18 protein-coding genes are annotated in these 21,316 nt (G+C 37.1%); 16 read left to right on the top strand and 2 right to left on the bottom strand.

Features of this window, described 5'->3' with window-relative positions; all coding sequences use genetic code 11:
- Window positions 1-126: 126 nt before the first annotated feature.
- From ccmN to rpsU, 6 genes are all read left to right on the top strand, one after another.
- Entirely contained in the window at window positions 127-900 is a 774-nt protein-coding gene (ccmN, locus tag ACPZ3T_RS01745) for a beta-carboxysome scaffolding protein CcmN (protein ID WP_490273277.1), read from the top strand.
- A gap of 32 nt (window positions 901-932) precedes the next feature.
- Window positions 933-1,721 carry a beta-carboxysome assembly protein CcmO gene (gene ccmO / locus ACPZ3T_RS01740; RefSeq protein ID WP_490273276.1) on the top strand — a complete coding sequence of 263 codons (789 nt, stop codon included), beginning with the start codon at window positions 933-935 and terminating at the stop codon, window positions 1,719-1,721.
- A gap of 289 nt (window positions 1,722-2,010) precedes the next feature.
- Window positions 2,011-2,937, top strand: a complete 927-nt coding sequence (locus tag ACPZ3T_RS01735; RefSeq protein WP_490273274.1) for a LysR family transcriptional regulator — start codon at window positions 2,011-2,013, stop codon at window positions 2,935-2,937.
- Window positions 2,938-3,166: 229 nt separating this feature from the next.
- The gene (locus tag ACPZ3T_RS01730; protein WP_490273272.1) at window positions 3,167-4,798 is read left to right on the top strand and encodes a mucoidy inhibitor MuiA family protein; all 1,632 of its coding nucleotides are present in this window, start codon (window positions 3,167-3,169) and stop codon (window positions 4,796-4,798) included.
- A 180-nt stretch (window positions 4,799-4,978) separates the two neighbouring features.
- Entirely contained in the window at window positions 4,979-5,320 is a 342-nt protein-coding gene (locus ACPZ3T_RS01725) for a hypothetical protein (protein ID WP_490273270.1), read from the top strand.
- Window positions 5,321-5,561: 241 nt separating this feature from the next.
- Entirely contained in the window at window positions 5,562-5,741 is a 180-nt protein-coding gene (gene rpsU / locus ACPZ3T_RS01720; RefSeq protein ID WP_008226419.1) for a 30S ribosomal protein S21, read from the top strand.
- Window positions 5,742-5,827: 86 nt separating this feature from the next.
- Here the strand turns inward: rpsU and ACPZ3T_RS01715 are convergent, their stop codons facing one another.
- Both ACPZ3T_RS01715 and ACPZ3T_RS01710 read right to left on the bottom strand, forming a co-directional pair.
- A complete protein-coding gene (locus tag ACPZ3T_RS01715; protein ID WP_490273267.1) occupies window positions 5,828-5,968 on the bottom strand; it encodes a hypothetical protein in 141 nt (46 codons plus the stop codon).
- A 28-nt stretch (window positions 5,969-5,996) separates the two neighbouring features.
- On the bottom strand, window positions 5,997-6,740 hold the full coding sequence (locus tag ACPZ3T_RS01710) for an ABC transporter ATP-binding protein (protein ID WP_490273265.1): 744 nt from the start codon (window positions 6,738-6,740) through the stop codon (window positions 5,997-5,999).
- 1,007 nt (window positions 6,741-7,747) lie between these two features.
- On the opposite strand from ACPZ3T_RS01710, the gene ACPZ3T_RS01705 reads away from it, so the two are divergent.
- The 10 genes from ACPZ3T_RS01705 (at window position 7,748) to ACPZ3T_RS01660 (ending at window position 21,314) form a co-directional block, all read left to right on the top strand.
- A complete protein-coding gene (locus ACPZ3T_RS01705) occupies window positions 7,748-9,760 on the top strand; it encodes a polysaccharide biosynthesis protein (RefSeq protein ID WP_490273264.1) in 2,013 nt (670 codons plus the stop codon).
- Window positions 9,761-9,906: 146 nt separating this feature from the next.
- Window positions 9,907-11,295 (top strand): murein biosynthesis integral membrane protein MurJ, encoded by a 1,389-nt coding sequence (murJ, locus tag ACPZ3T_RS01700; RefSeq protein ID WP_490273262.1) that lies wholly within the window; start codon window positions 9,907-9,909, stop codon window positions 11,293-11,295.
- Window positions 11,296-11,346: 51 nt separating this feature from the next.
- On the top strand, window positions 11,347-12,696 hold the full coding sequence (locus tag ACPZ3T_RS01695; protein ID WP_490273261.1) for an AMP-binding protein: 1,350 nt from the start codon (window positions 11,347-11,349) through the stop codon (window positions 12,694-12,696).
- Window positions 12,697-12,811: 115 nt separating this feature from the next.
- Entirely contained in the window at window positions 12,812-13,945 is a 1,134-nt protein-coding gene (locus ACPZ3T_RS01690; RefSeq protein WP_490273259.1) for a glycosyltransferase, read from the top strand.
- Between the two features lie 25 nt (window positions 13,946-13,970).
- On the top strand, window positions 13,971-15,365 hold the full coding sequence (locus tag ACPZ3T_RS01685; protein WP_490273257.1) for an O-antigen polymerase: 1,395 nt from the start codon (window positions 13,971-13,973) through the stop codon (window positions 15,363-15,365).
- Window positions 15,355-16,566 (top strand): glycosyltransferase, encoded by a 1,212-nt coding sequence (locus ACPZ3T_RS01680; protein WP_490273256.1) that lies wholly within the window; start codon window positions 15,355-15,357, stop codon window positions 16,564-16,566. Before ACPZ3T_RS01685 ends, ACPZ3T_RS01680 begins: the two co-directional genes overlap by 11 nt.
- Window positions 16,567-16,596: 30 nt before the next feature.
- A complete protein-coding gene (locus ACPZ3T_RS01675; protein WP_490273255.1) occupies window positions 16,597-18,291 on the top strand; it encodes a beta-galactosidase in 1,695 nt (564 codons plus the stop codon).
- A gap of 2 nt (window positions 18,292-18,293) precedes the next feature.
- The gene (locus ACPZ3T_RS01670) at window positions 18,294-19,436 is read left to right on the top strand and encodes a glycosyltransferase (protein ID WP_490273254.1); all 1,143 of its coding nucleotides are present in this window, start codon (window positions 18,294-18,296) and stop codon (window positions 19,434-19,436) included.
- A 442-nt stretch (window positions 19,437-19,878) separates the two neighbouring features.
- Window positions 19,879-20,589, top strand: coding sequence for a sugar transferase (locus ACPZ3T_RS01665; RefSeq protein WP_490273253.1), 711 nt, complete (start codon window positions 19,879-19,881; stop codon window positions 20,587-20,589).
- Window positions 20,590-20,621: 32 nt separating this feature from the next.
- On the top strand, window positions 20,622-21,314 hold the full coding sequence (locus ACPZ3T_RS01660) for a WbqC family protein (RefSeq protein ID WP_490273252.1): 693 nt from the start codon (window positions 20,622-20,624) through the stop codon (window positions 21,312-21,314).
- The last annotated feature ends 2 nt before the right edge of the window (window positions 21,315-21,316 follow it).

Genomic DNA, 21,316 nt, shown 5'->3' with positions numbered 1-21,316 from the left:
TGCAACTCAGGTCTTTGTTGATGACAAGCAATAATCACCTGACTCAACATTGACACTCATTACTCATTACTCATTACTCATTACTCAGTACTCCCTTGATATTCGGCTTCCGAGGTTAAAGTTTCCATGTCTGTGCCGCCACTGCGCCTCCACAATAACTTTGATTCCTACATTAGTGGCGAGGTGACAATTCATCCTAGTGCAGTCCTTGCACCAGGGGTAATACTCCAAGCGGCTACAAACAGTAAGATTATCATCGGGGCAGGAGTCTGTATTGGTATGGGGTCAATTCTGCAAGTTAGTGAAGGCGTAATAGAAGTAGAACCAGGTGTCAACTTGGGAGCAGGGTTTTTGATGGTCGGTCAAGGCAAAATTGGCATGAACGCTTGTATTGGTGCAGCAACGACAGTATTTAACTGTTCTGTTGCCCCAGGGCTAGTAGTACCACCAGGTTCAATTTTAGGAGATAAGAGTCGGCAGATTAATCTCAAAGAACCACCTCCAGAGACATCTACAAATACCCCTGCTACTACCACTCCCCAAAAGCCCCCAAACAATGAGAGCAAAGTGATTACCTCAACTAGCATCTCAGCCGCAGCTTTTGTGGAATTAACACACCAGTCTACATCTGTGTCAGAATCTGCTCCCACCCCAGAAAATCAAACTGCTGCCGTAGAACAAGAAAATCCTCAGACTGACTCTAACTCAACACAACCCAGCCCAGAAAATTTAGCATCTGGTGAAACTGCTACCCCATCCCCCGATACCTTTGGTACTCAAATTTATGGCCAAGGGAGTATCCAAAGACTTCTAGTAACATTATTTCCCCACAGGCAAGCATTAAACAACCCCGTCTCTGACGATGGCGTTCCGCCCAGCGTAGCTGATCGCTCTGAGTAAGTGTTAGTTTGTGAGTATCCTGGAGGATTCACATGGAGACATATAATCAAAGGTCTATTAGCACAAATCAGACAACCCGTCGTCAAGACAGCTTCAAGGATACGGCTCTAGGGCTAGTATCTACCCTCAGTTTTCCGGCGATTGTCGGCACTGCGGACATGATGCTCAAATCGGCTGGGGTGCATTTAGTTGGCTACGAAAAAATTGGTAGTGGCCATTGTACCGCGATCGTCCGTGGTGGGATTGCGGATGTGCGCCTGGCTGTAGAATCGGGTGTGCAAACTGCTGAACAGTTTGGTCAACTGGTTTCTAGCTTGGTAATTCCCCGACCGTTTCCCAACCTTGACGTAGTGCTACCTATTACTAACCGCCTCAGTCAATTCATGGCAGAAGGTCAGTATAGTCGATTAAGTAATCAAGCCATTGGTCTAGTTGAAACCCGTGGCTTTCCAGCAATGGTAGGCGCGTGTGATGCCATGCTCAAATCGGCTGATGTCCAACTAGCATCCTATGAAAAAATTGGGGCGGGTTTGTGTACAGCAATTATCCGTGGTTCTGTGGCTAATGTTGCCGTTGCTGTGGAAGCGGGAATGTATGAAGCAGAAAGAATTGGGGAATTGAACGCCGTCATGGTCATCCCTCGACCCCTAGATGAATTAGAACAAACCTTACCTATAGCTAGTTGCTGGATTGAAGAACAACAACCATTAAAATTGCCAGTAAATATTAGAGAACAAGTTGCAGAAAGGGAAGTGTTAGTGTTGCCAGAATTAGTCAAACTTCCTGTAAAAATTACAGAAGAAGTATGGAATGATGAATGATGAATCATGAACTGTTAATTAAAAAATGAACAATCCGAGAAATTGTCATTAAAAAATTATGGGTTCAATTTTCAGCATTCATCATGCAGATGGAAGGCATCTTACGCTTTGCTTGTTTTTTGATCATAACTTCTCAAGACCATAAGTAAAACTATTTTCTTCTAATAGCGAGAATAGAGTTTTATCTATAATAAACTCATAACTTTGATATGACTGAAGCTCTATCATTTATGAGTGTTCAGTGATACTAATTTTATATTGATGAATCGCTATTAGAGGAGAATCACCCTTGAATCAGGCGACCCTACACCAGTTGAAGGTGTTCGAGGCAGCTGCAAGACATGGCAGCTTCACTCGTGCAGCTGAGGAATTATTTCTGACCCAACCTACAGTTTCCATGCAGATTAAGCAGCTGACAAAATCGGTAGGTTTACCACTATTTGAGCAAGTAGGAAAACGCCTCTATTTGACAGAAGCAGGGCGAGAATTGTTTGCTACCTGTCGGCAAATTTTTGAAACTATCGCCCAGTTTGAAATGAAAGTTGCCAATTTAAAAGGACTCAAACAAGGGCAATTACGTTTAGCAGTCATCACAACAGCAAAATATTTGATTCCGCGTTTGTTGGGGCCGTTTTGTGAACTTTATCCCGGAATTGAGATTTCCCTACAAGTCACAAACCACGAAGGCATCATAGAACGGATGATGAGTAATATGGATGACTTGTACATTATGAGTCAAGTTCCAGAAAATGTAGATGTTCATTGTGAGCCATTTTTAGATAATCCCTTAGTGGTGTTTGCTCCCTTAAATCATCCCTTAGCCAAGGAAAGAAACATTCCCATAGAACGTTTATCCAATGAACCTTTTATTATGCGCGAACCAGGTTCAGGAACTCGTCGCGCGGTGCAGAGTCTGTTAGACGAACATGAAGTCAAAGTCAAAGTTAAACTAGAATTAGGCAGTAATGAAGCGATTAAACAAGCGATCGCTGGTGGCTTAGGAATTTCAGTTTTGTCTCGTCATACTCTGTTAACAGATACCGAATTTAGCATTTTAGATGTACAGCATTTTCCCATTAAGCGGACTTGGTACATAGTTTATCCACCAGGCAAACAGCTCTCCATCGTCGCCCATACTTACTACGAATATTTGCTGGAAGCAGCTAAAAAATTTCTAGAGCAAACTGTCCCTCCTGATGTTAGTGCAGCACAGTAGATTTGTAGGTAGGGGGCAGGGGGCAGGGGGCAGGGGGCAGGGAGTAGGGGGCAGGGGGCAGGGGAGACAGGGGAGACAGGGGAGACAGGGGAGTTAAATCAGTCAAGAGTCATCAATTGACTTTGAATTTTGAATTTTGAATTTTGAATTGGAGCGTAGCGACTTGACTAGGTAGACCTTTAAACCTTAAATAATTCAACAGAGTCAATTAACACAGGAAAAACTGGCAGTGGTTAACCCGGAAATACCATCTTGGCGCAAAACAGTACAAAGTCAGATTGTATCTGTGACAGTCTACACTGATAAAGCCCTGGTGACACGACAGGGTAAGGTGTCCCTCACAGGTTCGGAACGGGAATTAGTGATTCCTTTACTGCCAGTGACTCTAGAACCTGAGTCTGTTCGAGTTAGCGGGAAGGGTACAGTACAAGTGCGTTTGTTAGCGGTGAGTTGCGATCGCATTTACACTACTGAGCCTGTAGCCGAACGAGTTGCCCAAATCACCAGACAAATTGAACAATTAAAAACTGAAAAACGCCATCTCCAAGCCCAGGTAGATGCTTTAACTTTACAATCTCAATTTATTGCAGGTTTACGAGAAAAAACAGAAGAACCTTTTGCCCAAAGTTTATCACGGAAAAATCTGAGTCTGAGTGAAACCCTAGATTTTCTCAATTTTCTAGGCACTCAGTACAGTGAATATGCGATCGCATCTGCTGAGTGTACCAGTCAACAACAAGAATTAGAACAACAAATCCAAGCCCTACGTAACTCATTACAAAGTATTCAAACACCCCACGCCAAAGAAAGTTTTACCTTGGTTGTGGCGGTAGAAGTGACAGAACCCGGAGAATTTGACTTAGAAGTCTCCTACACGGTGAATCGTGCCAGTTGGCAGCCTTTATATGATTTGCGCTTGGATACTACCAGCAAGATAGTTAACTTGAGCTACTTGGCAGAAATTACCCAAAACACCGGCGAAGATTGGCAAGATGTGAATCTTATCCTATCTACTGCTAAACCAGGATTAGGCACATTGCCCCCAAAATTAGATCCTTGGTATATAGATACTTTTAATCCTCCAGTAGCTCCCACGATGCGACGTAAACTAGCTAGTCCATCTTTACCTGCGATCGCAGCTACACCTGCCCCAACTCCAGATGGAATGCGATCAGAGGCAGAATCCGAACTAGAAGAAGATTTTATACAGGCAAAACCACTAGTATCAGAAGTAGCCAAAGAAGGCAGTATTGTTACCTTTAAACTCAATGGTGGTGGTAATATCCCTAGTGATGGCGCACCCCATAAAAGCACTATTTTTAATGACAATTACCCCTGTGAATTTCAGTATGTTGCCACACCACGTCTAGTGAGCTTTGCTTACTTAGAAGCAAATGTCAAAAATAATCCCGACGGGGCAACTTTATTAGCAGGTACAGCCAATATTTTCCGTGATGATATGTTTATTGGCACAACTGAATTAGAAAATACTGCCCCAGGACAAGAATTTGAACTTAACTTAGGAATTGACGAAGGTTTAAAAATTGAGCGCGATTTAGTTGAGCGTCAAGTAGATAAAAAATTGATGGGCAACCAACGCCGCACGACTTACGCTTATCGTTTAATAATAAACAACCTGCTCAACCAAGAAACTCATTTAAAGTTAACTGAACAACTACCAATTAGCCGCAACGAGCAAATTAAAGTCCGTCTCACCCGCAGTAACCCCCAAATACCACTCAGCGAAATGGGAATTTTAGAATGGAGGTTAACTATTCCACCCCAACAAAAGCAAGAAGTATACTATCAATTCACTGTTGAGCATTCCCCAGAGCTAAGAGTTACAGGCTTAGACATTTGAACAGGGTGTAGGGAAACCCGTTATTAAAACAAGTGGTATGAGAAATATTTGTCAACCGTGCCGATTTAAACTTTTACTACAATTCAACAACATTTACTTACATACCCTAGAATTTTTGCCAAGCTAAAGTATAATCTTGGTAACAATAAACACTGCCATCATCAAAGATGCAGAGATATTATGGGCAGGCTGTTAATTAAAATTGTAGGTTTAATTCTACTGTTTGCAGGTATCTACTTCCTGGCTCAAAACATTATATTTGTGAGCGGTTATTATTCGTTTTCTCAGAGATTACCTGTAACTGCTTCAGTTTTAGCGATGATGACGGGTGCATTATCTTTGATCTTCTTTCGGCGAGAAACTGGTAATTTTGGCTGGGCTTTGTTAGCTATTGGCTTCCTGCTTGTGTTTTTGAGTGGGGGCATATTTTTTAAATCTATTAGCTTGTGGAATTTATTTTTGGCTTTCTCCGCTTTAACTGTGGGATTTAAATTATTGAACAGAGGTAGGATTGACTTTTAACGCTTACAACCAAAGAGTTTTAAAGTCCCAAAAGCATAACCTAAGTAAAGATACTCAAGGTTGAGAGCATGGCTTGTCAGAAAAACTTGATAATCCTCTTCTCATCTCAAAAATTACAGATACATCACCATCAAAGAACAAAATGCCATTGTTGTTAGTTACAAGGGTAATAAGTTTGGCTAAGTTTGAGGCTACTATTACAATGGAAACTATTGATCAATGAGGAAAACGAGGAAAACGAATGACCCAGGTGGTTTTAGGAGAAAACGAAGGAATCGATTCAGCGTTACGTCGGTTCAAACGTCAAGTATCTAAGGCTGGTATATTAGCTGATGTTAAGTATCATCGGCACTTTGAAACCCCATTAGAGAAACGTAAACGCAAAGCAGTGGCAGCTAGACGCAAAAGACGTTTTAAATAAACTAATTTGGTTTGGTGCGTGTGTTGCTTGAGGAGAATCACCTAAAAAAGCCACATTCACTCGCCACTAACTATTTTTGAAAAGAATCAAGCAGGATGTGCCGCACCCCGGATGGGGTGTGAGTATATCGCTGTGGACAGTTGATAATTGATAGTTGAGAGTTGAGAGTTGACAAATTTAACTCCCTTGTCTCCCCTGCTCCCTGCCCTTTCAAGGGCATGGGGCATTAGAACAAAGTCTACCTTGCCTACCTCCCTAATGTCCCTTCCCAGCACCTAAATATAGTTCAGCGACTTTGGGATCAGTCAATAATTCTTGCCCTCGCCCAGATATAGCATCGCGCCCAGACTCTAATACATAACCACGGTGAGCCATTTCTAAAGCCTTGCGGGCATTTTGTTCTACTAATACAATTGCTGTACCCCCTTGATTGACTTGTTTAATCTGCTCAAACACTTGTGTTACCAAAATGGGGGATAAAGCGGCTGAAGGCTCATCTAACACCAATAAATTAGGTTCTAACATCAAAGCTTTGCCCATTGCTAGCATTTGACGTTCTCCTCCTGAGAGTGTACCAGCACGTTGGCGACGGCGATCGCTTAATCTGGGAAACATGGTAAATATTTTATCTTTCAGGGGTTTGAGGGCATCATTACGGATAAAAGCCCCCATTTCTAAATTTTCTTCCACACTCAAAGACGGAAACACATTAGCAATTTGGGGTACATAGCACATTCCCCGACGGACGATTTGATTGGATTTTAGTCCGGCGATATTCTCTCCTTTAAAGGTAATTGTGCCTGTATGGGGTGTCAACAAGCCAAAAATAGTTTTTGCTAAAGTTGATTTCCCTGCGCCGTTAGGGCCGATAACCGTCACTAATTCCCCTTGCTCAACCCGAAAATTCACACCCTGTAAGATATCAACATCTTTAATATATCCAGCATGGACGTTTTGAACTTCCAGAAGTGGGGCTAAGTTGTCTACTGAACCTGACATAAAATCCTTGCCATCAAATCAAATATCGTGACTTTCACTATACATACTTATAGTCTCCAGTTTAGGGGCTGCCAGAAAATAAATTATCCAATTTACTCAGTTCATCTTTTCTGTATCTCCCCTGCCCTCTTGCCTACACACTGATAGCATTTTTTTAAGTTGCCACTTTCTTACTGCCCCCTCTGACTGATATTGCCTAACAAAAAGGTAGCTTTCTCTTTAACAACTGATAAAACTACTATGTTCTCAATCACTCTATTATTCCTACTATTACTGTTGATTTTACTACTGATATTTGATGTTTTAGCTATTTATCAGTGTCAAGCTCATTACATAGTACAGAATTAAAATCTTTTTTGTTGCGTTCTAGCTTTTATTATAAAAACTAGCTATGTAATTTGAACCACCTCAACACTTATAAAGGTTTAATGTCCTTATACATCTTTAATTCTACTGCCAAAGTAATTATTTTTTCAATCTGATATTTTTGCCAAATTGCATCCACTTGTATAACTAAAAATTCAATAATTAATAAAGGTAAGTGTGGGATTTATTTATTTTTTATTTGTGATATTTTGCCAAACTGGCGAGACTTAATCGATTATCTTCTGATAAAACAATAATGTCTGACATTAAGTTCTACACCATTCAATTTCATAAAAAATATCTAGTAAATATACATTAATTGCATTTTTGATGCCTGCTTAATGGTATTTATGATATTTAATGAAAAGGAAAATAATATTAGCGCATCTGCGAATAAATCATATTTTTTATTGTTAACTACTAAGGATTGACGGTTAACAGTAGAATATCCTGTGATTTCAAACTTTGGATTTTCAGTAATACCAATTCTCTATCAAGTTGCACCAAATAAATGATGTAGAGACTTTGCATGCAACGTCTCTACAGTACTCATATCTCAAGTCAGATTTAAAAGCAATACTTTTGCTTCCCCTACACACCTGTTTTTCTTGAGAATTAATAAACTAGAGGCTTATACGAGTATGAATGGCTTATTGTTTAATTATCTTCAGTGGATACAAAAATACTCCTATGCTTGGCTCAAAAAATTTTTAAATCTCAGAAATAAATATTTAATTGTCATTGACAGTATTATTTTTGGACTCACACCATTATTAGCCTTACTTCTATGCTCAGATGGCACAATCGGCTTACAAACATATATATCTGAGTTAGGAAGAGTCACAGTAATCTTTTTATTAGTTAAAATACTTGTTTTATGGAATTTGCGGTTTTATCGGTTTTATTGGCGTTATGCCAGTATTGAAGAATTAATCAATATCGTTTTATATATGGGGATTACGACAGTTATTCAAATGTTGATATTTTATAACTTAGATTTAATACCCTATATCAATATAGCTAAATTACCCCCATCTCTACCATTAATTGACGGCTTGCTTTCTTGTATTTGTGTTGGTGGAGTGCGTTTTAGTATTCGCATTATAGAAAGAACCAAACAAAAATATACAGTATTTTCTTTGCAAGAGCGTGTTTTGATTGTCGGTGCTGGTAATGCAGGAATTGATCTTGTAGAAGAAATGCAGAGAAATCCACAATTGGGATTTAATCCTATTGCTTTTATTGATGATGATCCACAGAAATTACACGCCAAAATTCGGGGTATTCGGGTAGTAGGCGATCGCAACACAATTCCTGATGTAGTAAAATCTCTACAAATCCAAAAAGTAATCATTGCCATGCCTACAGTTGCAGGTAAGATTATTCGGGAAGTTGTCGATATTTGCCAAGCAACTGGCATCCAAACTAGCACTTTACCAGGAATACATGAAATTCTCAATAATCGAGTCAGAATAGACAGCATTAGAGATGTGAGAATTGAGGATTTACTGCGACGCGAACCAGTACAAACAGATATTGAGCGAGTTTCGCAATTTCTCCAAGGTAAAACTGTACTAATCACAGGTGCAGGCGGCTCAATCGGTAGTGAACTTTGCCGCCAAATCTTTCAATGCCAACCCAATAACATCATACTTCTTGGACACGGAGAAAATTCTGTTTTCAACATTCAACAAGAACTAGAGCAATTAGTTCAATCTCTCAAATATAGTAATAATTCACCACAAAACATCCCACAGATTTCTATTTTTATTGCTGATATTCGTGTCATTTCCCGATTAGAATACACATTTCATAGATTTAAACCTGATGTCATTTTCCATGCTGCTGCTCATAAACACGTTCCCCTCATGGAGTTAAATCCCAGTGAAGCAATCACTAATAATGTGATTGGAACTAGAAATTTATTAACATTAGCACAGAGATATAATGTTAAACATTTTGTGATGATTTCCACTGATAAAGCAGTCAACCCAACTAATGTTATGGGTGCTAGTAAAAGAGTTGCCGAAATGTTGGTATTACAAGCAGCTAAAGAAACAGGAAATCATTATGTTGCAGTCAGATTTGGTAATGTTTTAGGTAGTCGAGGTAGTGTAGTACCCACATTCAAAAAACAAATTGCATCTGGTGGCCCAATTACGGTAACACATCCTGACATCACTCGTTATTTTATGACTATTCCAGAGGCAGTGCAATTAGTTTTACAAGCTTCTGTGCTTGGAAGTAGTGGTGAAGTTTTAATGTTGAATATGGGTAAACCTGTAAAAATTGTAGACTTAGCTAAGGAATTAATTAAACTTTCAGGGTATGAAGTCTATAAAGATATTGACATAGTATATACAGGTTTAAGACCGGGAGAAAAGTTATTTGAGGAACTATTTGTAGCAGGTGAAAGCTACGAACCAACGGAACATGAAAAGCTCTTGATTGTCAAAAATGCCAGCCGGATTATTCCAGATAATTTAGCTATAACTGTAGAAGAATTATGTATAGCCGCAGCTAAAAATGACTCTAAATCCATCATGTTCCTTTTAGAAAAAATTGTGGCTGGATATAAAGCTAAATCCCTAGAGAATCATAAATCTGTAGAAAAGCAGAGAAGCATAAAACCAGTTATGACTATAAATAATTAAAGGTTTGTAGTGAGAACTTTAGTTCTCTCTGCGTTCTCTCCGTTCCCTGCGCGAACAAGCAAGGACTAAAGTCCTTACTACAAACTCAATGCTAGTCTTTTGTAACCCTTGGATAAATTATCAGGTGGAGTATGGAGATACTCTAAATGAAAAGCCAAAAATTGCCAAGATTAATTGTACATTGGAAAAAGTTAACTAGTGGTTCTATAAATCGTCAAATCTTCGGTAAAGCTGTAATTGTTGGACTATTTACATTGTTAGTTAAAGTTGCAGCTATCGGTAAAGAATTAGTCATAGCTTGGAGATTTGGAGCAGGAGATGATTTAGATGCTTTTTTCATTGCCTTAGTAATTCCCAGTTTTATCATTAATGTCTTAGCCGGTTCTTTAAAAGCGGCTCTGATTCCTAAGTATATTTGGGTGCGAGAACAGGAAGGTAAAAAAGAATCTGAAAAACTGTTTGCTGGTGCAATGATGTGGAGCATTGCTTTACTGATAATAACTACCATATTCATGGTGAGTACTGCACCGTTATATTTACCAGGAATTGCATCAAAATTTGAACCACAAAAGTTATATCTGACTTTTCATCTTTTATGTGCGATCGCACCTATAATCCTCTTAAATGGAATTATTAGTATTTGGAGCGCGATTTTAAATGCTGGAGAACGTTTTACATTAGCTGCTATTAGTCCCCTCATTACCCCTATTATTAGTGTCATCTTACTTTTTGTGTTTCCAACTTGGGGTGTTTTCGCTATAACTGGAGGGTTAATATCGGGTGCAGTATTGGAAATGGTGATTTTAGGAATAGGACTCTACAAGCAAGGTATATCATTAACGCCTAAATTCTATCCCTTAGACTCTCATCTTTCCCAAATTTTTACTCAATTTGCACCAATGATTGCAGGTTCATTATTAGTATGCACTAGTGAACCTATAGATCAAATAATGGCAGCTATGTTTGCCAATGGCAGTTTAGCAGCACTCAACTATGGTAATAGGGTAACAGCTTCTCCAATTAGTTTAATTAGCATTGCTTTAAGCACCGCAATTCTTCCTTACCTATCAAAGATGATTGCTTGTCAAGATTGGTTAGCAGTTCGTCGCACACTTAACAAATATCTCAGACTGATCTTTCTAACTACTATCCCGTTAACTGGTTTGCTCATCGTCTTTTCTGAACCCATAGTTAAAGTATTATTTCAACGAGGCTTATTTACTTATCAAGACACCCAAATAGTAGCTCAGATTCAATCATTTTACGCGTTGCAGATTCCTTTCTATCTCGGCAATATTTTACTAATAAAAATGCTGATTTCCATGCAAGATAAGTTTATTCTCATGAGTATTGCTGGATTAAATGTAATTATGAACATATTTTTTAATTACTTATTTATCCAATGGCTAGGCATCAAAGGTATTGCTTTATCTACTAGTGCTGTTTATTTATTTTCTTTCTTATACGCCAACTTTTGGACTAATAAACTAATTCACAAAAGATGCAAATTACAAACACATCACCAAAATCTATAAATAATATACAAGCCACTAGCACACTGTATTAATATAAGGAAATTCTTTGTTATGAATATGAGAAAGTTACTTTACTCAATCTATAGTTATTCTCAAGGCAGAAACTTATTTAAATACTACAATCAATTTTCAAGAGAAAGTCATACTAATATTCCTAGCAATACAACTCAGAAATTGTTAATCAAGCTGCTGCATCATTGTCAAATGTCTGTACCGTATTATGCAGAAATTATGAATCAAATTGGTGCAAGAGAACTTCTTGAACATCAGCCAGAGATGTATCTGAAAAAGTTACCAATTTTAACAAAAGATATAATACGTAAAAATTTTGAACAACTGAAGTCTCAAGATATAGCACAGCGTTCTTGGTATTTTCAAAAATCTGGTGGTTCAACAGGAGAACCACTAGAAATTATTCAAGATCAGGATTTTCTTGATCAAACAGTGGCAATAAAGTTACTGTATTCTTACCTAGTTAGTGGACGTGATTTAGGAGAACCAGAGGTACATTTATGGAGTTCAGAAAGAGATATTTTAGGAGCTAAAATCGGCTGGAAGAAACCAATTTCTAACTTTCTGCAAAATACTACTTATATTAATGCCTTTCAAAAAATAGATGCAGATAGAGCCAGAGAGTTTTTGCAATTACTCCAGCAGAAACAACCAAAGTTAATTATTGCCTACTCTCAAGCTATGTATGCGTTAGCAAAATTAGTTGAGGCTGAGAAGCTGAAAGTTGTACCTCAAAAGGCAATTATTACCACAGCTGAAACCCTCCACCCTTGGATGCGAGAAAAGATTGAGAGTGTGTTTCAGTGTCGAGTTTATAACCGTTATGGCTCTAGAGAAGTGGGAGATATAGCTTGTGAAATACCAGGATATCAAGGCTTGTGGATAGCACCTTGGGGAAATTATGTTGAAATTGTGGATGACAATGATCGTCCCGTACCTCCAGGAGTTGAAGGCAATATTATTGTGACTTGTTTAATTAACTTTGCTATGCCATTGATTCGCTATAAAATTGGCGATCGCGGAATTTTATCCCCCCACAGCAATGATTCAGCACAAATTCTGCAAGAAGTCTCTGGCAGAATCGTTGATAACTTCAAAACTAGCAAAGGCGATATAATTCCTGGCGGATATTTTATTCAACTCCTCGCTGTTGTTTTCAATAATGATAGAATTAAAAAATTCCAAGTTGTTCAGAAAACCTACAATTTAATTCACATCAAAATAGTACTGAATGAGCTAGGAAATAAAGCACAATTCGACTTTTCATTAATCAAAGAAAAAATTAAAACTGTCATGGGTCAAGACTGTGACATCAAAGTAGAATTTGTAGATGATATTGCATCAAGTATTTCTGGAAAATATAGATATACAATTTCAGAAGTTATTTGATCACTTAATTTGTTTTGAAGATATTAAAAATATCTAGTTCGTAGTGAGGACTTTAGTCCTCTAATCAGGACTGAAGTCCTTACTACAAACATTTATGAGTTATCAGTGAACAGCCATGAAAAAGAAACTGACTTTCTTAATTCGTGATCTTAACTATGGTGGCGCACAAAGACAATTAATCACTTTAGTTAAAGGTCTAAATCAGCAATTATTTGATATCACAGTTTTATACTTTTATGCAGGTGGTGAATTGCAAGCAGATATCAAAAATAGTGGTATTTCATTAATATGCCTTAATAAAAGAAAGCGTTGGGATGTATTTGGTTTCTTTTTGCGTCTTCTCAGAGAAGTCAAAGACATCAAACCTGATATATTGCATGGATATCTTGGTGAAGCCAATTTACTTTCTATATTCCTAAAGCCTTTTTTACCATCAACTCGCATCATTTGGGGAATACGTGAATCTCAAATGTCTCCAGAACGTTCCGATTGGCTGGGTAAATTGCTATCTAAGTTAGATTTTCCTTTATGTCATTTAACTGATTTAATCATTGCCAACTCTCATGCTGGTTGCAGCGAATATTTAGATTATGGATTACCTAAAGATAAAATTATGGTAATTCCTAATGGTATTGATATCAAACGATTTTATCCTGATCCAATCGCTAGAAATAAAGTCCGCAGTGAATGGGGAATTTCACAGTCAGTTATTTTAGTCGGTTTAGTCGCAAGATTAGATGTGATGAAAGATCATCCTAATTTCCTGCAAGCCGCAGCACTATTATGCCAACAAAGACAAGATGTGCATTTTGTGTGTGTGGGTGGTGGTTCAGAAGTTTATAAACAACAACTACAAAAGTTAGCTAAAAAGTTAAATATCTCTCATAAAGTTATCTGGACAGGAGGACGCAAAGATATGCCAGCAGTACACAATGCGTTAGATATTGCCTGTTCTGCTTCTGCTTATGGAGAAGGCTTTTCTAATGCCATTGGAGAAGCTATGGCTTGTGGCGTACCTTGTGTAGTTACTAATGTAGGTGATTCAGCTTTAATTGTTGGTGATGCAGGTATAGTCATACCACCTAAAAATCCTCAAGCTTTAAAAAATGCTGTGAATAGTTTAATAGAAAATATCGAGATTCATCGTTGCGATCGCCAATATCTTCAAAAGCGAATAATCACTCATTTTTCTAATAATCAATTAGTCTTAAAAACTGAACAAGCTCTTATTAATTTATTTCATAACTAAATCTAGTAATTTACTCAATAAAATCATGCTATCTATAGCTTATTTAGGACTAATATTGTTTATCTTCTTCATAGAAATAGTCCGTTCTAAACCCGATAAAATAGATTTTCTTACCTTATTTCATCTATTTTTCTTAATCTGGTATCCTTTACCTGCATTTGTCTTAGATATAACCCAATACTTCAACTCCAATTCAATATTGATGTTAAAGTATGATAATTCTAGTTATGTTAGTAATCCTCAAACAGCTTTAGCAATATTTTTAGGATATTTTTTTGTACTGATCGGCTTTTACTCAAAATCAGCCAAAGGATTAGCACAGAAAATAGTGATTAAAAGCAACAGCAGCAAAAATCTAATCATCTATGCTGTTCTACTATTATTGTTTGCTTGTATATCAATGTACATATACTCATCAGAACAAGGTGGGTTATTAAATGCCATATCGCAAGCAATGCTATTTAGAATCAGTCCTCAGCATAATTTAGAAAGTGGTAGTAAATTATTATTCTTTCAAAAATTAACCTATTACTCTTTCTATGCCTCCTATCTCATAGGTGCTTTAATATTTTTTCACAAGCATAAAAAACATAAATTGTTGCTGTATATTCTCTTTGCATTCTCAGTAATGATTTCACTTTTAGCAGCAATTATGGAGAGTGGCCGCCAACAAATAATTAATTATTTTGTTGTCTTTTATTTAGGCTATGCGCTCCGAACCCAAAAAATACATTTCAAAATTATTGTCATTATAATCACCTTATCAATTCCCTTCATTCTATATGGTAAAAACTTCTTTTTTAGCTTAACTGCACTCCCAGATGGCTTAGAAGCTTTTACAGATAGATTTATAACTTCCATCCAAACAACATCATCTAATGATCATTTAGATTTCTACACTTTTCTAGCGGGTTTTGCTTATCCAGTTCATTCATTAGATGCAGCGTTTACTAACAATTATGATTTGAGGCTATTTGTAGATTTCTTTTTAGGTATAGCTGATTTAATTCCCAAAGAGTTATTTGGTTTTGAATCACCAAAAACAATACTCGATTATAACAGTTACTTTGTTGCTCAAACCAATGAATATACCGTTCCCCCCGGATTTTTGGCTTTTGCCATCTATAGTATGTCATGGACTGGATTAATGATTTTCTGTTGTTCTTTTGGATGGGTAGGTCGTTACTTACAAACTATTTGCAGCAGACATCTGCAAACTATATGTTGGATGCCATTCTTTTACGCCATCACAGCCAGATTTTGGACAGATTTTTGTGGTTCAGGTGATCCCCAATATTTCATCAAAGGTTATTTTTGTTATCTCACTTCTAGTTTTGTCTTATTTTTCATAGTTCATAAAACATCTTGGCTCAGACATCGCAAACATCAAACTTTTCGGAGTCAAAGTCATGTCAGATAATTTGCATTCTGGTAAAAAAATTGTTGTATTACATCTAATTGTTGGACTTTCAACTGGTGGTGCAGAGATCATGCTCTACAACTTGCTCAATAAAATCAACCGATGGCGATTTCAGCCAGTTGTCGTTTCTTTAATGGATCGGGGGACATTAGGCGATCGCATTACCACCTTGGATATCCCTGTTTATACTCTAGATATGAAAATTGGCTCTCTACCTACCCCTGGCGTAATATGGCGATTAATACAAATCATACGTAAACTTCAACCTGATATTATCCAAGGCTGGATGTATCACGGTAATTTAGCTGCACAATTAGGTAGTATTCTTTCCTTATCTCAAATTCCTGTCATCTGGAGTATTCATCATTCTATTAATTCACTCGCAACTGAGAAAAAGTTAAGCCAAATAATTATTAGATTTTGTTCACGGATTTCTCGGTTTGCAAGTAAAATAGTATTTGTATCTTCTCAAAGTCAAAGACATCATCAAGCAATAGGATACTCCCGACATAACAGTTGCATTATTCCTAATGGATTTGATACATCTTTATTCAAGCCATCCAACGAAGCCAGAATCAGCGTTAGAGAAGAACTAGGTTTATCACCAGCATCATTTTTAATTGGTTCTTTTGCTCGCTTTCATCCAATGAAAGACCATGCTAACCTGCTGCAAGCTGCTGCTTTATTAGTCAAAGAGTTTCCAGAAGTACATTTTGTTCTAGCTGGGACTGAGGTTGAGCCAAAAAATCAGATTTTATCTCAGCAGTTAAGTGATTTAAACTTAGTTGAGCAAGTCCACTTACTGGGAGAACGCAGAGATATCCATCGTCTAATCGCCTCAATCGATATTTTGACTTCTTCTTCCGCTTATGGAGAAGCCTTTCCGTTAGTTATTGGAGAAGCCATGTCATCCGGTGTTCCTTGCATCGTCACAGATGTTGGTGATTCAGGTTTGATTGTACACAACACAGGAAAAATAGTACCTCCACGCCATCCACAAGCCTTAGCCGATGCTTGGAAAGATTTAATTCAAATAGGCTCTGAACAGAGACAGACTTTAGGACAAGCAGCACGTACTCGAATCATAGAGTTTTTCTCATTAGATTCTATTGTCAATTGTTATGAAGATTTATATGACAGTCTAATTGAGCAAAAACAAACAGTCAAAAATTACAAAGCTACAGCTTTTTTACCAAAATAAATACAAATTAATTCTCACCTCAACAGTCTAATGTTCAAAAGACTAGCAAGATTTTTTCACTTACCTTATTGCTTTGTTTTTCTACTAATCACAATCTTTGTAGGATTCATCACCATCAAAGGCTCACCCATCACCAACCATCATTTTCAACAAAATATTTCAGAAGATGATTGGTGGTTGCCAGAATGGGTAAAACCCCTTCCTAATGTCGTGGGATTTTATGGCGATAATCCTCAAGATGTACCAGAACAAACTTTAAAATTAATCACATTTCGCTGGCGGGATGTCAACCCAAAAGAGGGTGTATATGACTGGAGTATTTTAGAAAATGCTCTTAAACAATCTCATAATATCTATCTCCGTCTGGAAAATTCAGATGTCATACATTGCCCAGAATGGCTACAAAAAAAATATCCTGATCTCAAGCCATTAAAACTCCAACCTTACATAGATAATTTTGACGTAATGAGTGAGGGATGGTTTTATCCCATGTGGCACTCAGGATTTAAACAAGAATTTAAGAAATTACTACAGAGTTTTAAAGAACATCAATTTGGCTCACATCCCCATTTACAGTTTGCTTACATACCCGGTGCTTGGAAATGGGGAGAGTTTGATATTGAATTTATCCAAAATATGACTGAAAAAAGAATAACTCCAGAAGATTTTATCAACTGGTTTAAAGAAATAATAGATGCTTATCTAGATGCTTTTGGTAAAGAAAATGCTTACAAACTTATGTATACTGACCAAGATGCAATTTGTTTATGTGATGGCAATATTGAATGGCGAAAAGCCATAGATAGAAAGTTATTCAATTATGTGATTGAAAAAGGTGGTAGCACCCGTTTTGGTTTGCTAGAAAAATACAATTTTATCGCCACTGATATGCCTAATTATGGTATTTCAGTAGCTACTATAGACAATGGTAAATATATGCTAGTTAATGACAACGCTCCTTTAATTGCTAGTAATCAGCGATTTATAGGCAGCGAAAGCGAAGAATTAGGAAACACAAATATTCCTGTTTCTAATTATTACCAACTAAAAATGACAGCACTAAAAAATCTGCAAGCGCGAGTGAATGTCATATTTATGGGTAAAGAAATTTGGTCAAAAGCACCTCAGTTACATCACTATCTACTTAAAACTTTAGGTAGACATTATGATGATTCTCCAGATGCTTGGTGTGCCTTGCGTGAAGGAAAAGATGTTTATCAATTATGGGCGCGATGGCATCTTGGTGAACGACAAGATTGGTGGGTAAGAAACTTTGAACGCTGGTTAATTCAAAGAGAAGTTGAACCTGATGGTAAAACAGTTAGAACAAATTACATTAAAACCCCAGTTCAACTAAATGAAGAAAGTTATGAAGCGCGACGTACTGACCATAAAAATGGTAGCGATTACATTTACTTTGGAGTCGATGACAAATTTATGAGAGGTGGTAGTAATAATATCCAAATTAAAGTTACATACTTGGATAACAATAAAAGCAAATGGTGGCTTGAATATGATGCTTCAGATGGTAAAAGCTATAAACGCTCATCTCCAGTTAAAAACATCAATGATGGTAAATGGAAAACAACAACTTTTAAAATAAATGATGCTGCTTTCATGAACCGTCAGCATAGCAATATGGATTTTCGAGTCTTTAATGGAGGTCAATCAGACCTAACTGTGCGATTTGTGCGCTTGATTAAATTAACTCCTCCCTATAAATAAATATGCAAAGTATTTTACAAATTACTACTGTCCCAGATACTCTGAGTGCATTTCTTCTACCCTTTGCTTATCACTTTCGCCATCAGGGTTGGCGGGTAGATGCAATGGCTCAAGGTATTTCTGAAAGTATAGAATGTTCACAAGCTTTTGACCGTGTTTGGAATGTAGAATGGTCTCGTAATCCATTAGCACTAAATAATCTAATCATTGCTCCCCGGACTATTCAAGAAGTGATTTTTCATGAGCAATATGACATAGTTCATGTTCACACACCAGTAGCATCTTTTGTGACTCGATATGCACTTAAGGATATGAATAAGTGCAAAAAACCAAAGATTATTTACACAGCGCATGGTTTTCACTTTTATCGCGGTGGCAAGTTTTTCAAAAATGCCTTATTCCTGACATTAGAAAAGTTAGCCGGATGTTGGACAGATTATTTAGTAGTAATTAATCGTGAGGATGAAGAAACCGCCAAACAACAGAAGCTAATTTCATCTGAACGTATTCGATATATGCCGGGAATTGGCGTAGATTTAGAACATTATAATAGTGATAATCTTCCACAAACTGAGGTTGAACAGTTAAGACAGGAATTAAATTTAACATCAAAAACATCACTATTCTTATCAGTAGCTGAGTTCACCTCTCGTAAGCGTCCTCAAGATGTTTTAAAGGCATTTGCTCATTTAGCTCGACCTGAAGCACGTTTAGCTTTTGCTGGAGATGGTCATTTGATGGAGCAGATGCAGCAATTAGCAATTGAATTAGGGGTAGAAAATCAAGTCCACTTTTTAGGAGTGCGTCAGGATATTAAAACCTTAATGCGTGTAGCTGTAGCGACTGTTTTAGCTTCTGAACATGAGGGACTACCTCGGTGTGTGATGGAATCAATGTGTTTGGAAACTCCTGTCATTGGTACAGATATTCGAGGTACTAGAGACTTATTAGCTAAGGGCTGTGGTTTGTTAGTCAAAGTGGGTGATATAGAGGCTCTGGCAATAGCAATGGCATGGATTCTCGATCATCCTCAAGAAGCCATCATCATGGGTAAACAAGGAAGAAAATGTGTTGCTGAATATGATATTTCCCACATTATCAAACAACATGATGATTTATACCATGAGGCTATTTATGGTTATTAATCGGTAGCTAAATGCTGACTTTTAGTTGATATTGTAAATTTACTAAAAGTGACAAAATGGCAAGTGAAGCGTAAAAATTAGAGATATATTTATTAATAACTTATGCTTCATATATAGCTGTAAAAAGTTTCTCCACAGACTAAATTAGTCAAGTATCAAGTTTATAAGTAGAACAGAGTAAATAATTAAAAGTTTGTAGTGAGAACTTTAGTTCTCTCTGCGTTCTCTCCGAGAGGCTACGCCAACGCATAGCGTGTCGTAGACAGACGCTCCGCGTTCGTGGAGCGTCCCGCAGGGAACAAATAAGGACTAAAGTCCTTACTACGAACTCAATATTTGCCTCTAGTTTTGATGAGAAATGCGGGAATAAAGGTACAGAAGTAATACAGTCTACATTCTCAACACTTTGTAGATATCAACAATCTAATAGGAATTTAAATCTATGAAGACGAATGTTTTTCATTGTCATGTTGTCAATGACAATATCCAAACCTCCTCAAAATGTTGGACAAAAGCAGAATGGCAAGAATTTGAAAATAACTATCTGCAAAAACGCCAAAATTTGAGAGTTGAATTGACCTGGAAACGCTATTTAGATATCACTCTATCTACTATCGCAATTATCATTTTATTGCCTGTATTTTTTTTAATTGCTTTAGCAGTCAAGTTGAGTTCTCCAGGTTCAATTTTATTTTGTCAGGAACGATTAGGAAAACTGGGTAAAACATTTCGGATCTATAAATTCCGCACCATGATTGATGGAGCAATTCATCAAGGTACAGGTCTTGATACTTTCAAAGGTGATCCTCGTGTGACATCAGTGGGAAAATTTCTCAGAGAATATCACCTTGATGAATTACCTCAACTATTTAATGTTTTATCAGGAGAAATGAGTTTAGTTGGCCCTCGTCCTCTGCTACCAGAATCTTTATCTACTTACACTGAAGAACAAAAACTACGCTTACTTGTCAAACCAGGAATTACAGCTTGGGAAGCAGTGAATGGGGGATTAAGTAACAGTTTAGAGAAACGATTAGAGCTAGATATTTTTTATGTAGCTAATTTCTCACTGTGGCTAGACTTATTAATTTTATTGCGAACAATTCCAGTTGTATTAAGGAAAGAAGGAGTTTATGAAGAACAAACTTCTTAAGTAAGTCATTAAAGAGTTTAGAGAGTAAAAAAATGAAAATTACCGCCATTCATCAACCTCAGTATTTACCTTATTTGGGATTTTTTCATAAATTACAACACTGTGATTTATTTATAGCAATGGATAGTGTTCAATTTGAAAGACGAGGAGTACAACATCGTAATAAAATTAAAACTCCCCAGGGAGAGCAATGGTTGACTGTTCCAGTTATACACCGTTCTAGAGCAGAAGAAACGATTGGTTCAATGGAAATTAATAATGAAATTCCCTGGTCACGCAAACATTGGAATAGTATCCAAACTAATTATGCGCGTTCTCCTTACTTTGAAAAATATGCACCTGATTTGCAGCACATATTATCAAGAAACTGGAGTAATTTATGTGAGTTAAACATGGAATTAATTCAATGGATGATGGGATTATTAGACATCAATAAACCCATTATCTATTTATCAGAATTAAATGTTGAAGGTAGTAAAAGTGAACTACTAATTAATGCTTGCAAAGCGGTGGGAGCTAATACTTATTTATCTGGTTCTGGTGGCAGAGGTTATATGGATTTAACTGCTTTTGCAACAGCAGATATAGATGTGATGTGGCAAGAGTTTAGTTTTCCGTTCTATCCCCAGATATTACCAGAGTTAGGTTTTATTTCCCATTTATCAATCATTGACACACTATTTTGCTGGGGTGCTTCAGAGATCAATAAATTTCTGCAAAACTAGTC

Source organism: Aliinostoc maniaoense (genome assembly GCF_058172895.1).
This window is presented reverse-complemented; position numbering and strand designations above follow the sequence as displayed.

What these genes read in the sequence shown, in the direction of transcription:
- ccmN (WP_490273277.1), top strand. Translation starts at nt 127, where the DNA reads ATGTCTGTGCCGCCACTGCGCCTCCACAATAACTTTGATTCCTACATT.
- ccmO (WP_490273276.1), top strand. Translation starts at nt 933, where the DNA reads ATGGAGACATATAATCAAAGGTCTATTAGCACAAATCAGACAACCCGT.
- ACPZ3T_RS01725 (WP_490273270.1), top strand. Translation starts at nt 4,979, where the DNA reads ATGGGCAGGCTGTTAATTAAAATTGTAGGTTTAATTCTACTGTTTGCA.
- rpsU (WP_008226419.1), top strand. Translation starts at nt 5,562, where the DNA reads ATGACCCAGGTGGTTTTAGGAGAAAACGAAGGAATCGATTCAGCGTTA.
- ACPZ3T_RS01715 (WP_490273267.1), bottom strand. Translation starts at nt 5,968, where the DNA reads ATGCCCCATGCCCTTGAAAGGGCAGGGAGCAGGGGAGACAAGGGAGTT.
- ACPZ3T_RS01710 (WP_490273265.1), bottom strand. Translation starts at nt 6,740, where the DNA reads ATGTCAGGTTCAGTAGACAACTTAGCCCCACTTCTGGAAGTTCAAAAC.
- ACPZ3T_RS01705 (WP_490273264.1), top strand. Translation starts at nt 7,748, where the DNA reads ATGAATGGCTTATTGTTTAATTATCTTCAGTGGATACAAAAATACTCC.
- murJ (WP_490273262.1), top strand. Translation starts at nt 9,907, where the DNA reads ATGAAAAGCCAAAAATTGCCAAGATTAATTGTACATTGGAAAAAGTTA.
- ACPZ3T_RS01695 (WP_490273261.1), top strand. Translation starts at nt 11,347, where the DNA reads ATGAATATGAGAAAGTTACTTTACTCAATCTATAGTTATTCTCAAGGC.
- ACPZ3T_RS01690 (WP_490273259.1), top strand. Translation starts at nt 12,812, where the DNA reads ATGAAAAAGAAACTGACTTTCTTAATTCGTGATCTTAACTATGGTGGC.
- ACPZ3T_RS01685 (WP_490273257.1), top strand. Translation starts at nt 13,971, where the DNA reads ATGCTATCTATAGCTTATTTAGGACTAATATTGTTTATCTTCTTCATA.
- ACPZ3T_RS01680 (WP_490273256.1), top strand. Translation starts at nt 15,355, where the DNA reads ATGTCAGATAATTTGCATTCTGGTAAAAAAATTGTTGTATTACATCTA.
- ACPZ3T_RS01675 (WP_490273255.1), top strand. Translation starts at nt 16,597, where the DNA reads ATGTTCAAAAGACTAGCAAGATTTTTTCACTTACCTTATTGCTTTGTT.
- ACPZ3T_RS01670 (WP_490273254.1), top strand. Translation starts at nt 18,294, where the DNA reads ATGCAAAGTATTTTACAAATTACTACTGTCCCAGATACTCTGAGTGCA.
- ACPZ3T_RS01665 (WP_490273253.1), top strand. Translation starts at nt 19,879, where the DNA reads ATGAAGACGAATGTTTTTCATTGTCATGTTGTCAATGACAATATCCAA.
- ACPZ3T_RS01660 (WP_490273252.1), top strand. Translation starts at nt 20,622, where the DNA reads ATGAAAATTACCGCCATTCATCAACCTCAGTATTTACCTTATTTGGGA.